The 12,818-nt window shown below is 73.4% G+C and carries 13 protein-coding genes; 6 read left to right on the plus strand and 7 right to left on the minus strand.

Going from position 1 to position 12,818, the window contains the following annotated elements; genetic code table 11:
* Window positions 1-66 precede the first annotated feature (66 nt).
* A complete protein-coding gene (locus AB0H81_RS26790; protein WP_358380003.1) occupies window positions 67-1,146 on the minus strand; it encodes a GNAT family N-acetyltransferase in 1,080 nt (359 codons plus the stop codon).
* Between the two features lie 87 nt (window positions 1,147-1,233).
* Here AB0H81_RS26790 and AB0H81_RS26795 point away from each other — a divergent pair, with 87 nt between their 5' ends.
* Both AB0H81_RS26795 and AB0H81_RS26800 read left to right on the plus strand, forming a co-directional pair.
* Window positions 1,234-1,641, plus strand: a complete 408-nt coding sequence (locus AB0H81_RS26795) for a DUF2795 domain-containing protein (protein ID WP_358380006.1) — start codon at window positions 1,234-1,236, stop codon at window positions 1,639-1,641.
* Window positions 1,642-1,644: 3 nt separating this feature from the next.
* Window positions 1,645-2,661: a Vms1/Ankzf1 family peptidyl-tRNA hydrolase gene (locus tag AB0H81_RS26800; RefSeq protein ID WP_358380009.1), complete on the plus strand. Its 1,017-nt coding sequence runs from the start codon at window positions 1,645-1,647 to the stop codon at window positions 2,659-2,661.
* Here the strand turns inward: AB0H81_RS26800 and AB0H81_RS26805 are convergent, their stop codons facing one another.
* Genes AB0H81_RS26805 through AB0H81_RS26815 form a run of 3 tightly spaced genes read right to left on the minus strand, consistent with a single transcriptional unit; the run spans window position 2,662 to window position 5,368 of the window.
* Window positions 2,662-3,252, minus strand: coding sequence for an LUD domain-containing protein (locus tag AB0H81_RS26805; RefSeq protein WP_358380012.1), 591 nt, complete (start codon window positions 3,250-3,252; stop codon window positions 2,662-2,664).
* Complete coding sequence (locus AB0H81_RS26810; protein WP_358380015.1) at window positions 3,249-4,634, minus strand: lactate utilization protein B; 1,386 nt, start codon at window positions 4,632-4,634, stop codon at window positions 3,249-3,251. Before AB0H81_RS26810 ends, AB0H81_RS26805 begins: the two co-directional genes overlap by 4 nt.
* Window positions 4,631-5,368 carry a (Fe-S)-binding protein gene (locus AB0H81_RS26815; RefSeq protein ID WP_358380018.1) on the minus strand — a complete coding sequence of 246 codons (738 nt, stop codon included), beginning with the start codon at window positions 5,366-5,368 and terminating at the stop codon, window positions 4,631-4,633. The genes AB0H81_RS26810 and AB0H81_RS26815 overlap by 4 nt, the downstream gene beginning before the upstream one ends.
* A 68-nt stretch (window positions 5,369-5,436) precedes the next feature.
* Here AB0H81_RS26815 and AB0H81_RS26820 point away from each other — a divergent pair, with 68 nt between their 5' ends.
* Entirely contained in the window at window positions 5,437-6,138 is a 702-nt protein-coding gene (locus AB0H81_RS26820; RefSeq protein ID WP_358380020.1) for a FadR/GntR family transcriptional regulator, read from the plus strand.
* Window positions 6,139-6,154: 16 nt separating this feature from the next.
* On the opposite strand, the gene AB0H81_RS26825 is transcribed toward AB0H81_RS26820, so the two are convergent.
* Window positions 6,155-7,603, minus strand: a complete 1,449-nt coding sequence (locus AB0H81_RS26825; protein ID WP_358380023.1) for a sulfatase — start codon at window positions 7,601-7,603, stop codon at window positions 6,155-6,157.
* Between the two features lie 79 nt (window positions 7,604-7,682).
* Between AB0H81_RS26825 and AB0H81_RS26830 the strand changes: the two genes are divergently transcribed.
* Complete coding sequence (locus tag AB0H81_RS26830) at window positions 7,683-8,684, plus strand: LLM class F420-dependent oxidoreductase (RefSeq protein WP_358380026.1); 1,002 nt, start codon at window positions 7,683-7,685, stop codon at window positions 8,682-8,684.
* A 6-nt stretch (window positions 8,685-8,690) separates the two neighbouring features.
* On the opposite strand, the gene AB0H81_RS26835 is transcribed toward AB0H81_RS26830, so the two are convergent.
* Both AB0H81_RS26835 and AB0H81_RS26840 read right to left on the minus strand, forming a co-directional pair.
* On the minus strand, window positions 8,691-10,688 hold the full coding sequence (locus AB0H81_RS26835) for an FtsX-like permease family protein (RefSeq protein ID WP_358380029.1): 1,998 nt from the start codon (window positions 10,686-10,688) through the stop codon (window positions 8,691-8,693).
* Window positions 10,685-11,362 (minus strand): ABC transporter ATP-binding protein, encoded by a 678-nt coding sequence (locus AB0H81_RS26840; protein WP_358380031.1) that lies wholly within the window; start codon window positions 11,360-11,362, stop codon window positions 10,685-10,687. Before AB0H81_RS26840 ends, AB0H81_RS26835 begins: the two co-directional genes overlap by 4 nt.
* Before the next feature lie 91 nt (window positions 11,363-11,453).
* On the opposite strand from AB0H81_RS26840, the gene AB0H81_RS26845 reads away from it, so the two are divergent.
* The gene (locus AB0H81_RS26845; RefSeq protein ID WP_358380034.1) at window positions 11,454-12,101 is read left to right on the plus strand and encodes a response regulator transcription factor; all 648 of its coding nucleotides are present in this window, start codon (window positions 11,454-11,456) and stop codon (window positions 12,099-12,101) included.
* A 68-nt stretch (window positions 12,102-12,169) separates the two neighbouring features.
* On the plus strand, window positions 12,170-12,818 hold a 649-nt coding region (locus AB0H81_RS26850), incomplete at its 3' end, for a DUF4328 domain-containing protein (protein ID WP_358380037.1).

Genomic DNA, 12,818 nt, shown 5'->3' on the forward strand with positions numbered 1-12,818 from the left:
CACCGTCCTCACCACCAAGAGTGACGGCTTCCCGGTGGTTTCACCAGGGGGCACCCGGGCGGGAGGCTAGGGCAGGTCGGACGGGACCAGACTGTAGACGACGAGGTCCTCGCCGTGCAGCGCCCTGCGGGCGACGCCCTCGCGGACGAAGCCCGCCTTCTCGGCCACGCGTTGCGAGGCCGGGTTGGAGACGGCGGTCCGCAGCACGAGCCGCTGGAAGCGCCGCACCTCGAACAGCCACCGGGCGATGCCGCGCACCGCCTCCCCCGCGTACCCGTTGCCGCGCGCCCACGGCGCGGTCATGTAGCCGACCTCGGCCGACCCGTTGCGCCAGTCGAGGTCCCGCAGGTCCACGTTCGTGGCGAACCGGCCGCCGTCCAGCTCGACGGCGGCCCAGGCCATGCCCTCCCCCTTGATCCGCCTCCGCTCCCGGAGGGCGACGAAGGCCCGGGCGTCGGCCTCGGTGTATCCGCGGGGCACGCCGGTCATGGCCTGGGTGAAGGCGTCGGCGCCGGTGGCGGTCAGCCCGGGCACGTCCTGCTCCGACAGGGGGCGCAGCAGCAGGCGTTCGGTGCGCAGCTCGACGGCGGGCAGGATCTCGGCGGGGGCGCGGCCGTCCTGGCGGAGCAGGCCGAAGACGACGAGGTCGTGCGGGCCGTCGTCCTCCAGGCTGGCCTCGCGCAGCACGCCCTCCCAGGTGAAGCCGGCTTTCTGGGCGACGCGCAGCGAGGCGAGATTGTCGAGGTTGGCCGTGAGGTCCACGCGGCGCAGGTCGGTGGACGCGAACACCCACTCGGTCAGCCCGCGTACGGCCTCGGTGGCGAAGCCGCGGTTGCGGTAGAGCGGGTGGACGCCGTAGCCGACCTCGGTCGTGCCCGCGCCCCAGGAGGTCTTGAACAGGCCGATGGCGCCCACGATGCGGCCCTCGGCGTCGGTCATCGCGAGGTGGACGCCCTGGCCGGAGTCCCGCAGCTCGTGCACGCCGGTCTCCAGCCAGCGGGTGACGCCGGCGACGTGCTCGGGCGCTCCGGGCGGCAGGAAGCGGGCGCCGGACTCCACGATCGTCCTGACGCGCGCGGCGTCGTCCGGGCCGAAGGGGCGCAGCGTGAGCCGGGGTGTGACGATCTTCACGTCGGCATCGAACACGACCGGCAGCGTACACATCCGCGATGTCGTTCGCGATGTTTGCCCATGAAAGCGGGGGTAGGGGCGCCAGGGAGAGGAGTGAGAACCATGGATCGAGGAAGCGCCAAGCACACCCGTCGCGTCGACGAGCAGCAGAAGCACGAGACCGAGGGGATGGTACGCGGCGGCGGCCCGACCCACGCGGAGGAGTGGAAGGAGCCCGAACCCACGCCCGCCCCCGGCGAGCAGGACCACACCGGATACCCGCCCGGACACGAGCCCGGCACCCCCGAGGGCATCAGCGCGGAGGGCGTGGAGGCCCGCAGCGACCTGGCCCGCTGGCTCAGCGACAGCCACTTCCCCTCCTCCAAGGGTGAGCTGGTGCGGCACGCCGAGGAGGCCAACGCGCCCGACCACGTCGTCGAGATGGTGCGCTCGCTGCCGGACCGCGGGTTCGAGAACGTCGCCGAGGTGGCCGAGGCCCTGGGGCTCGGCAAGGAGAGGCGGAGGTGGTGATCCGTGCGGCTCGACTTCATCCGGCCGCTGTATGAGCGCCGCGGGCCGTACGCGTCGGTCTACACGGGCGCGCTCACCGAGCGGGACCGTGAGTCGCGCTGGCACGCCGTCCGCGACCGGCTCGGCGCCGCGGCGGACCCCCACACGCTGAGGGTCCTGGAGAGCCACGTGCGGCGGGCGGGGGCGGGAGAGGCGGTGTTCGCCACGCACGGCGACGTCGTCCTCGCCGAGCCGCTGGCCGAGCCGCCGCCGAGCGAGCTGGCGGTCTGGTCGCCGCTGCCGCACGTCACCCCGCTGCTCCTGGCGAGGGGGGAGAACGTGCCGCACCTGCGGGTCATCGTGGACCACGCGGGCGCGGAGGTCACGGTCTTCGGCGGCGGCTCGCCGCGCACGGCCGTCGTGGAGGCGCAGGACTGGCCGCTGCAGAAGACCGCGCAGGGCGGCTGGTCGCAGCGGCGCTACGAGAGCGCGGTGGAGGAGACCTGGGAGAAGAACGCCGCGGCGGTGGCGAAGGAGGTGGACGAGCAGGTGCGCCGGATCGGCGCGGAGCTCGTCCTCGTGGCCGGCGAGCCGAGGTCGCGGGCCATGCTCACCGACCACCTCGGCACGAAGGCGTCGGACCGGGTCGTCATGGTCGAGCACGGCAGCCGTTCCGGTCACGGGTCGTTCGAGCGCGACGTGGAGGAGGCGCTCGACGCGTGGCTGGAGGAACGGCGGGCCGAGCTGATCGACCGGCACCGCGAGGCGTCCGGGCCGACCGGGCTCGCCCAGGTGTTCCACGCGTTGCGGGAAGGGCGCGTGCACGCCGTGCTGTCGCCGGGCCAGCTGCCGCAGGAGGTGTGGATCGGCGAGGGAGGCACGCAGGTCTCCACCGACGCGGGCGAGCTGCGCCTGTGGGGCGTCGAGGAGCCGGTGCGCGAGCGCGCCGACTCCGCGCTGGCCAGGGCCGCGGCGATGACGGACGCGGAGCTCTGGTTCACCGACAAGGTGCCCGGCGTCGCGGCCGTCATCCGGTACTAGTCACGGGGCGGCGATCAGGACCTCCAGCGTCCTCGGGCCGTGGACGCCCTCCACGCGGTTGAGCTCGATGTCGCTCGTCGCGGAGGGCCCGCTGATCCAGGTGAGCGGGCGGGCCGGATCGAGCCGGGAGAGCGCCTCGGGCACCCCGGCCACGATCTGGTCCGCCCGCACCACGCACAGGTGGTAGTCGGGCACCAGCGTCTGCGCCCTGCTGCCCTGGCCCGGCCCCGTGTCGAGGACGATCGTGCCGGTCTCGGCGACGGCGACGGCGCATCCGGTGATGACGCCGTCCGCGGTGTACGGGTCGGCCGGGCCGCCGCCGGATTCGTCCGGTGGCGTCCACTCGCCGGGGAGCCCGTCGGGGACGACCATGCGCCGCCCCGCGACGATCGCGGCGATCCGGGCCGGGACCTCGGCCTCCGGGACGACGTGGACGATCGCCCGGTAGTCGCCGACCCGCTCGGCGAACAGCCCCACCAGGTCGTCCACTCGCGCCGTCGCGCGGTAGCGCCGGGGGATCTCCACCTCCGGGGTCCCGTCGACGGCCCGCCTGATCCGGGCGAGGATCTCCTCGCGCGCGCTCGTGCTCACCCTTCTCGCTCCCACCAGTCTCTGAAGGATTCCTCCGGGATGTCGGGCAGGTCCCGGGTGTCGGTCCAGGCCGACAGGGGGCCCGGCAGCCGCCGGGGCACCAGCTTGCGCAGCCGCGTGGCCGCGCGCTGCGCCGCGGCCAGCCGGGCCTGGTCGTTGAGTATCCAGCCGGCCACGCGCATGCCGGTCCGCTCGGCCGCGCCGTGGGGGGCCTTGGCGCGCAGGTCGACGAGCACCTCGGGGATGTCGATCGCGACCGGGCACACCTCGTAGCAGGCGCCGCACAGGCTGGAGGCGTACGGCAGCGACGCGTCGAGCTCCGAGCCCATGCCGCGCAGCTGCGGGGTGAGGATGGCGCCGATGGGGCCGGGGTAGACCGAGCCGTACGCGTGGCCGCCGGCGCGCTCGTAGACCGGGCAGACGTTGAGGCAGGCCGAGCAGCGGATGCAGCGCAGGGCCTGGCGGCCGACCTCGTCGGCCAGGACGTCCGTGCGGCCGTTGTCGAGGAGCACAAGGTGGAAGTCCTGCCCCTCGGCGGAGCCGGTCCACATGCTCGTGTACGGGTTCATGCGCTCGCCGGTGGAGCTGCGCGGCAGGAGCTGGAGGAACACCTCCAGGTCGCGCCAGGTGGGCAGGATCTTCTCGATGCCGACCACGCTGATCAGCGTCTCGGGCAGGGTAAGGCACATGCGGCCGTTGCCCTCGGACTCCAGCACGACGAGGGTGCCGCTCTCGGCGATCATGAAGTTGGCGCCCGAGATGGCGACCTTGCTGCGCAGGAACCGCTCGCGCAGGTGCACGCGGGCGGCCTCGGCCAGGGCGGCGGGCTCGTCGGTCAGCCCGGGCGGCGCGTCGTCCATCCGGTCGAGGAAGATCTCGCGGATCTCGGCGCGGTTGCGGTGGATGGCGGGCACCAGGATATGGCTGGGGAAGTCATCGCCGAGCTGGACGATGAGCTCGGCCAGGTCGGTCTCGTAGGCGGTGACGCCCTCGGCGGCCAGCGCCTCGTTGAGCCCGATCTCCTGGGTGGCCATGGACTTGACCTTGACGACCTCGCTCTCGCCGGTGGCCTTGACCAGGCCGGCGACGATGCGGTTGGCCTCGGCGGCGTCCCTGGCCCAGTGGACGTGGCCGCCGGCCGCGGTGACGGCCTCCTCGAGCTGGACGAGGTAGCGGTCGAGGTGGCGCAGCGTCTCGTCCTTGATCGCCTTGCCGGCCGCGCGCAGCTCCTGCCAGTCGGGCAGCTCGCCGACGACGCTCGCGCGCTTGCCGCGGATGGTGTGCGTGGCCTTGCGGAGGTTGTAGCGGAGCTGCGAGTTCCGCACGGCCCGCGCGGAGTTTTCCGGGAAATTTCCAGGCATGCCGAGGAAAGTGGCACTCATGATGCTTTGCCCTCTTCGGTGGAGGCGAGGATCTCGGCCAGGTGCATGACCCGGACGCCGGTCCGCTGGCGGCCCAGCATGCCGCCGATGTGCATGAGGCAGGAGTTGTCGGCCGCGCAGAGCACCTCGGCGCCCGTGTCGAGGACGCCGCGCACCTTGTCGGCGCCCATCGCCGCGGAGACGGCCGGGTTCTTGACCGCGAACGTGCCGCCGAACCCGCAGCATTCCTCGGCCCCGGGCAGCGGGACCAGGTCGAGGCCGCGGACGTTGCGCAGCAGCCGGGCCGGGCGGTCGCCGAGGTGGAGGCCGCGCAGCGAGTGACATGTCGGGTGGTAGGTCACCCGGTGCGGGAAGTACGCGCCGACGTCCTCGACCTTCAGCACGTCGATGAGGAACTCACTCAGCTCGTGGACCTTGGGCGTGACCTCGGCGACCGCCGCCGCGCCCCTGCTGCCGGGCCGTACGAGCTTGGGGTACTGCTCGCGCACCATCGCGGCGCACGAGCCGGACGGCGCGACGACGGCGTCGTACCCGGCGAACACCTCGGTGAAGTGGCGGGCGAGGCGCACGCCCTCCTCGCGGTAGCCGGTGTTGACGTGCATCTGGCCGCAGCACGTCTGGGCGGCCGGGAAGTCGACGTCGCAGCCCAGCCTGCGCAGGAGTGACACGACGGCCTTGCCGGTGCCGGGGAAGAGCGTGTCGTTCACGCACGTGATGAACAGGGCGACTCGCACCGCTCTCCTTCCGAGCCGGGGTATGGTCAGACCACAGTATGGTCAGACCATAGCAGCAGGGGGAACCGTTGACCGGCACCGGCTGGCAGCCCGTCAGGAAGACCCGCACGTTCGAGGACGTCCTCGCGCAGGTGGAGCGCCGTATCGCCGAGGACGGGCTGACCGCCGGCGACCGGCTGCCCGCCGAACGGCAGCTCGCCGAGCAGCTCGGCGTGAGCCGGTCGTCGGTGCGCGAGGCGATGCGCGTGCTGGAGACGCTCGGCGTGGTGTCGTCACAGGTGGGCCGAGGTCCGGACGCGGGCGCCGTGCTCGTCTCCAAACCCGACGCGGCGCTCACCGACCTCCTGCGGCTGCATCTCGGCCTCGCCTCGCTGGAGCCGCGCGAGGTGATCGACACCCGGCTGATGATCGAACGCTGGGCGGCGGCGCGGGCGGCCCTGACCGGGCCCGACGTCTCGGCGCTGGCCGAGGCGATCGCCGGGATGGACCGGGCGGCCTCGCCGGAGGAGTTCGTGGAGCACGACACGGCCTTTCACTGCGCGCTGGCCGAGGCGTCGGGCAACCGGCTGATCGCCGCGATCATGCGCTCGCTGCGCGACTCGCTGCGCAGGTACGCGGTGGAGGCGGTCGTGCGGCTGGGCGACACCTCGGGGCTCCAGACCGACCACCGCCGCATCCTGCGTGCCATACTGGACGGCGACCCCGACCAGACCACCGAGGCGGTGACCGACCACCTGGCACGCGCCTACCCCGGCTTCTGCGGCGAGTGACGGGCCGCCCGGCGCCTCACTCCCGCACGTCGGCCTGCCGGCAGGTCGCGCCCGAGCAGGAGACCATGGCCTGGAGCCGGTCCTGAAGATTACGCACCAGCTCCGGGTCCGCGCCGGCGGCCAGGTTGGTCAGCTCGTACGGGTCCTTGGTGAGGTCGTAGAGCTGGGTCTCCCCCGTCACGTACTTGACGTACGTGTAGCCCTCGGTCCGCAGCGCCTGATAGCCGGGCACGGGCGTCTGCGCGGCCGAGGACTTGTCGGCGGGCCTGGCGAACTCGATGAGCGCGTTCTTGCGCCACGGCGACGGGTGCTGCCCGCGCAGCAACGGCATCAGCGACCGCCCCTCGGCCAGGGCCGGCAGGGTCGCCCCGCCCAGCTCGGCGAAGGTGGGCGCGAGGTCCACGGTCTGCGCCATCTCGTGGATCACCGAACCGGCCTGGACGCCCGGCCCCCGGACCACGAGCGGCACCCGGATCGCCTCCTCGAACGGCGTCGTCTTGCCTTGCCTGAGGCGATGGGTGCCGAGATGGAAGCCGTTGTCGGAGGTGAAGACGATGTAGGTGTTCTCGAGCTTGCCGGCGGCGCGCAGCGACTCGACGACGGAACCGACGAGGTCGTCCACGCCCAGCATGGCGCGCATCCGCGCCTGGTAGCGCTCGTCGATCCGGTCGATGACGTGCTCGGAGAACCTCGGGCGCGAGCGCAGCCAGGCGGGCTCGCGGCTGACGTCCGGCTGGTCGAACGAGGGTGGGCGCGGCGCCCGCGCGCCGATGAACGCGTCGGCGTGGCGGACGGCCGGGTTGTCCGGGTTGTGCGGGCCGACCGGCGCGAGGTAGAGGAAGAACGGCTGGTCGGAGGCGGTGACGAAGCTGCCGGCCTTGCGGGCGAGCACGTCTGACAGGTAGTCGTCCTCGGCCCAGCCGTAGTCGACCGTGGTGCCGTTCTCGTTGAGGCGGTAACCGTACTCCTCGTAGAGGCGGCGGACGGGCACGTCCCACTCGTTCCAGCCGGGCGGCACGAACGTCTCCACGGCGCTGCGGCCGGGATAGTGGTTGAGGTACTTGCCCATGAGCCCGGTGCGGTATCCGGCCTGCTGCATCCACAGGCCCAGGTCGGAACGTTCCAAACCAGTGGTGTGGTACTTGTCGAAACCGCCCTCGGGCGGCGTGTTGGTCCACACGCCGTGGCTGTGCACGTACTGCGAGCGCAGGATCGACGAGCGGGACGGGCAGCACCAGGAGTTCGTCACGAAGTACCGGTCGAAGGAGGCGCCCTCGCGCACCAGCCGGGTGATGTTCGGGAAGTACGGCAGGGTGCCCGACTCCAGGTCGTCGGCCAGCACCATGACGATGTTCGGCTTGGCCGCCGGACCCTGGGCCGAGGCCGCCGCCGGAACGGCCGCGGGATTCACCGCCGCGGCGAGAACGAGCAGGGCAGAGGCTATGTGGCACAGACCCTTGAGCACAGCTCAGACCTCCCCGGAAGATCATGCATTGACACGCGGGGCTGCTGCCGCCGTAATAGAACTAAATTCTGGAGGTGTCATGAGACTCGGCCTCAACCTCGGCTACTGGCAGCGCCACCCCAACGACGCGACCGACCTCGTGCTGGCCGCCGAACGGCTCGGCTACGACTCGGTGTGGACCGCCGAGGCGTACGGCAGCGACGCGTTCACGCCGCTCGCGTGGTACGGGGCCCGCACGTCACGCATCAAGCTTGGCACGTCCGTCGCCCAGCTCTCCGCCCGCCCCCCGGTGACGACCGCGATGACCGCCATGACGCTCGACCACCTCACGGGCGGCCGGCTGCTGCTCGGCGTCGGCGCCTCGGGCCCGCAGGTCGTCGAGGGCTGGTACGGCCAGCCGTTCGCCCGCCCGCTGGCGCGTACCCGCGAGTACGTGGAGATCATGCGCAAGGTGTGGCGCCGCGAGGAACCGGTGACCTCCGACGGCCCGCACTACCCGCTGCCCCTGCCCGGCGGGCTCGGCAAACCGCTCAAGCCCATCACCCACCCGCTGCGCCCGGACATCCCCGTCTACCTCGGCGCGGAGGGCCCGAAGAACGTCGCCCTGGCCGCCGAGGTCGCGCAGGGCTGGCTGCCGCTGTTCACGTTCCCCTCCAAGATCGAGGAGATGTACGGCGAGGCGCTCGCGGCCCGCGGCGCGGACTTCGACATCGCCGCCATGGTCATGGTGGTCATCTCCGACGACGTGCGGGCCGCGCTCGACGGCGTGAAGCTGATGCTCACGCTCTACATCGGCGGCATGGGCGCGCGGCACCGCAACTTCCACGCCGACATCATGGGCCGGATGGGCTACGCCGAGGCGGCCGAGCGGATCCAGGCGCTGTACCTGGCCGGGCGGAAGGACGAGGCGTTCCAGGCGATCCCGGACGAGCTGGCCGACGGCATCGCGCTCGTGGGCCCGCCGGAGCGCATCAAGGAGCGTCTCGACCTCTGGCGGGCCTCCCCCGTGACATCCCTGCTGGTCATGGGGCCGCGCGACGAGGACCAGCTCGCGACGATCCGCGACCTGGTCCTGGGATGACCCCCGTCAGTCCGGGCGGGGCGCCGGGTCGGCGGTCACCGAGCGCAGCAGCGGCCTGCTGAGCGCCCCCGCGCCGACGACCCCGGTGAAGCCGACGCCGACGCACACCAGCAGGGTGACCAGCCCCGAGAGGTTGGGGTCGGTCATCATGAACGGGATCCCGCAGAACGCCCCCACCAGGATCGCCCCGCCGCCCATGACCGCCAGCGGGATCAGCGTCTCGGCGCGGCGGGCCCGGTCGAGCACCTCCAGCGGGGTGCCGGCCAGGCGCAGCAGCGCGTACGTCTGACGCCGGTCCAGCACGGACGAGGCGGCCGTGATGCCCGCGCTCGCGATCGCCACCAGGAACGACACCGACAGCACCACGACCGTGCCCACGGCGATGTCGCCCAGGATCTGGGCCCCGAAGTACTCGTCGTCGGCCTCGGTCGTCGGCGTGCGGCCGGGCACCAGGCCCGCGAGCGCGGTCCGCGCCCGGTCGAGCGCCGCGGGGTCCGCCTGCGTCAGGGGCTCGTCCAGCTCCTTCCGGCGCGCGTCCTGGCCGGTGATCCGGGTCGCCTCCTTCAGGGCGATCACGACGACGTCCTTCCGCGTCGTCACCGCGGCCGCCACGCCCGCCTCCTTCAGCCGGTCGCGGGTCCGCTCCGCCACGGCCGCGGCCTGCCCGGCAGGCGCGCTGACGCGCAGGTGGCCGGTGTCCTGCGTCCCGACCAGGGAGCCGGGGCTGAGCAGCCCGAGGAAGCCCGCGACGAAGCCGGTCAGGGCCACGCCGCTCACTGTGCGCCAGGCCGCGCGCGGGTCGTCGACCAGCCGCCGCCCGGCCAGCAGCCGGGCCGGGCGGCGGGCCGAGGCGGCGGTGATCCTGCCGATCAGGCCCACCACCCATGGGCCCACCAGGTTCAGCGAGAGGAAGGCCAGCCCGATCACCACCGCGATCACCGTGGCACTGGTGTCGCTGGACATCATCGGGACGGCCGCGAGCGCCGCGAACAGCACGAGCACCCGCACGAACCGCATGCCGGGAGGCGTCTCCCGCTTGGCCACGCCCAGCGGGCTGACCACGACCCGGCGCAGCCCCGCCACGGCCGACAGGCCGGTCAGCAGCGGCACCGCGACCACGGCCCCCGCCATCACCAGAGGGTGCGGCCACAGGTCGGCGGCGAACCACGGGCCGCCGTCGATCTCCACGCGGGACAGCAGCGGCACCGCCAGCGCGTACGCGGCGGCCCCCGTCAGCGCGCCCGCGAACGCGACGATCACCGCCTCCGCCACGGTCATCCCCACCACCTGGCCGGGCGTCGCGCCGACCAGCCGCAGCGCGGCCAGCCGCTGGTCCCGCCGGGCCACCGTGAGCCGGGCGGCGGCCCCGCCGAACACCAGCAGCGGCACCACCATGAGCACGCTCGCGATGAGCGCGAGCACCTGGTAGCCCTCGGCGTCCTCCGTCGGCTCCCCCGCCAGCGAGGCGACCTTGACCGGCGGCGAGCCGACGATCCAGTCGGAGTCGCGCGCGGCCGTGAGCTCCGGCGCGTCCGGCGCGCGGCCCGCCACCGCGACCAGCTCGTCCGGGTGGACCAGCGCCTCGTCGCCGAGCACGCCGGTCCGCTCGGGGTAGCGGGCGGCCAGCTCGGCCGCGGGCAGCCGGTCCGCCAGCTCGGCGAGGGCGGGCGAGAGCCACACCTCGCCGGGCGCCGGGAAACGCGACAGGCCGGGCGGCGGCTCGGGGCTCTTCCCCGGCAGGGCCGCCAGGTCCACCACCGTGATCTCCTTGCCGCGCACGTAGTCGTACCGGCTCGCCTCGACCGCGACGGCCGTGCGCCCGCCCGCCGGGACCGGGTTGCGCCAGGCACCCCGGTCGGCGCGGGCCGCGAAGGCGAAGTCCACCGCGACCGCGAACAGCAGCAGCGCCGTGGACACGGCGACGGCGCCCAGCGTGAGCCAGGTGCCGAGCATGCCCCTGCGCCCGCCGCCCTTGAGCAGCCTCCAGGCCAGCCCCACGTTCATGCCCGCGCCCCCGCGGCGAGCAGCACGCCGTCCCTGACCTCGACCGTGCGGTCGCACCAGCCGGCCACGCCCGGGTCGTGGGTGACCACGATGAGCGAGGCGCCGTTGTGCTTGGTGGCCTCGACCAGCAACCGCATCGTGTCGTGGCCGGTCGTCTGGTCGAGGGCGCCGGTCGGCTCGTCGGCGAAGACCACCGCGGGCCGGGTCACCAGGGCGCGGGCGATGGCCACCCGCTGCGCCTGCCCGCCGGACAGCTCGCCGGGCCGCCGCGCCTCCATACCGCCCAGGCCGAGCGGGGCGAACCACTTTCGGCCCCGCCGTACCGCCTCCGCGCGGGCGACGCCGCCCAGCATGAGCGGGAGCGCCACGTTCTCGTCGGCGGGCAGCTCCGGCAGGAGCTGCCCGAACTGGAACACGAAGCCGAAGCGGGTGCGGCGCAGGGCGCTGCGCCTGCGCTCACCCATGTCGTCGATGCGGGTGCCCTCCAGGCGCACCTCGCCCGAGTCGGGTTTCATGATCCCGGCCAGGCAGTGGAGCAGCGTGGACTTCCCGGAGCCGCTCGGCCCCATGATGGCCACGGCCTCGCCGGGCCGCACCGTCATGTCCACGCCCGCCAGGGCGACCGTCTGCCCGAACCTCTTGGTCAGGCCTCGTCCAGCGAGCACGTCGTTCATGCCGGAAAGTCTTCCGGCGCGGCCCCTCCCGGCGGATCGGCCGTGCGTACGGTTGTGCCTCGGCCGAACGGCCGATCCTAGAGTGTTCGCCGTGACTATTCGGGTTCTGATCGCAGACGACCAGCAACTGGTGCGTACCGGCTTCCAGATGATCCTGGACGCCCAGCCGGACATGGAGGTCGTGGCGGCCGTCGCCGACGGCGCCGAGGCCGTGTCCGAGGCCAGGCGGCTACGGCCGGACGTGTGCCTGCTCGACATCCGGATGCCGATGCTGGACGGGCTGGAGGTGACCCGCGCCCTGGCCGGGCCGGGGGTCGAGAACCCGATGCGGGTGGTCATCGTCACCACCTTCGACCTGGACGAGTACGTCTACGGCGCGCTGCGGGCCGGGGCCATCGGCTTCCTGCTCAAGGACAGCGGCCCGACGCTGCTCATCGAGGCGGTCCGGGCGGCGGCCGGAGGGGAGGCGCTGGTGTCGCCGTCGGTGACCGTCCGGCTGCTGCGCCACCTGTCCCGGCCCGAGCGGGGCGCCCCCTCGCCCGACGAGCCGCTGACCGAACGGGAGCTCGACGTGGTGCGGCTGGTGGCCCGGGGCCGCACCAACCAGGAGGTGGCCGGTGAGCTGTTCGTCTCGCTGTCCACGGTCAAGACGCACCTCGGCAGCATCCAGGCCAAACTCGGTGTCCGGAATCGGGTGGAAATCGCAGCTTGGGCGTGGGAATCCGGCGTGGTGCGCTGATTAACAGCGAGCTCGGCGGGATAGAAGTGAATGAGAACCTCAGCGCATGGCCCGGGGGGAGAACCATCGTGCGCTACGCCCAGGCACCGCCCACGAGAGCCGCTTCCGCCGTCTACGTGACGCTCGCCGCGCAGGTCCTCTGCCTGGGCGCGCTCGTGATCTTCGAGCTGGTCCGCGGGCGCAGTCTCGCCGCCCAGCTCGCCGCGATCGGCGGCCGTCCCCGCGGCGCCGAGGCCGAGGCCGTCGTGGGCGCCGTCACGGTCTTCGCCGTCCTCATCCTGCTGCTCGGCGTCGCCACGATCGCCTGCGCCGCCGCGTACACCACCTGGCTGGTCCGCGCCCGTCAGGTCGGCCTCCGGTACGCCCCCTCCGGGCCGGTGGCCGCCGCCTGGCTCATCCCGGGCGTCAACCTCGTGGCGCCCGTCCTGCTGGTCGACACCCTCTGGCGGGGCTCCCTGCCGCCGGACGGCCGCCGGCGCCGCTGGCTCGTGCTGCTGGCGGCGTGGTGGGCGAGCTGGCTGACCGCGCTGGCGCTGGTGACCGTACGGCTGCCGCTGGGGACGTCGGCCGACGGGCTGACCGGGGTCGGCGTGCCGGAGCTGGCGGCACTGTCGGTGGCGGCGCTGCTGTGCGCGGCGACCGTCCGGGAGATCACGGCCGTGCAGTGCGCGGCGCACGGGGTGGCCGCGCCCACCCTGCTGCGCCCGCGCCGGCCGG

This window comes from Nonomuraea sp. NPDC050691 (assembly GCF_040654455.1).
Taxonomy (GTDB): domain Bacteria; phylum Actinomycetota; class Actinomycetes; order Streptosporangiales; family Streptosporangiaceae; genus Nonomuraea.

Coding starts and splice junctions, on each gene's coding strand:
- AB0H81_RS26840 (WP_358380031.1), bottom strand. CDS start 11,362: ATGAACGACGTGCTCGCTGGACGAGGCCTGACCAAGAGGTTCGGGCAG.
- AB0H81_RS26810 (WP_358380015.1), bottom strand. CDS start 4,634: ATGAGTGCCACTTTCCTCGGCATGCCTGGAAATTTCCCGGAAAACTCC.
- AB0H81_RS26830 (WP_358380026.1), top strand. CDS start 7,683: ATGAGACTCGGCCTCAACCTCGGCTACTGGCAGCGCCACCCCAACGAC.
- AB0H81_RS26795 (WP_358380006.1), top strand. CDS start 1,234: ATGGATCGAGGAAGCGCCAAGCACACCCGTCGCGTCGACGAGCAGCAG.
- AB0H81_RS26835 (WP_358380029.1), bottom strand. CDS start 10,688: ATGAACGTGGGGCTGGCCTGGAGGCTGCTCAAGGGCGGCGGGCGCAGG.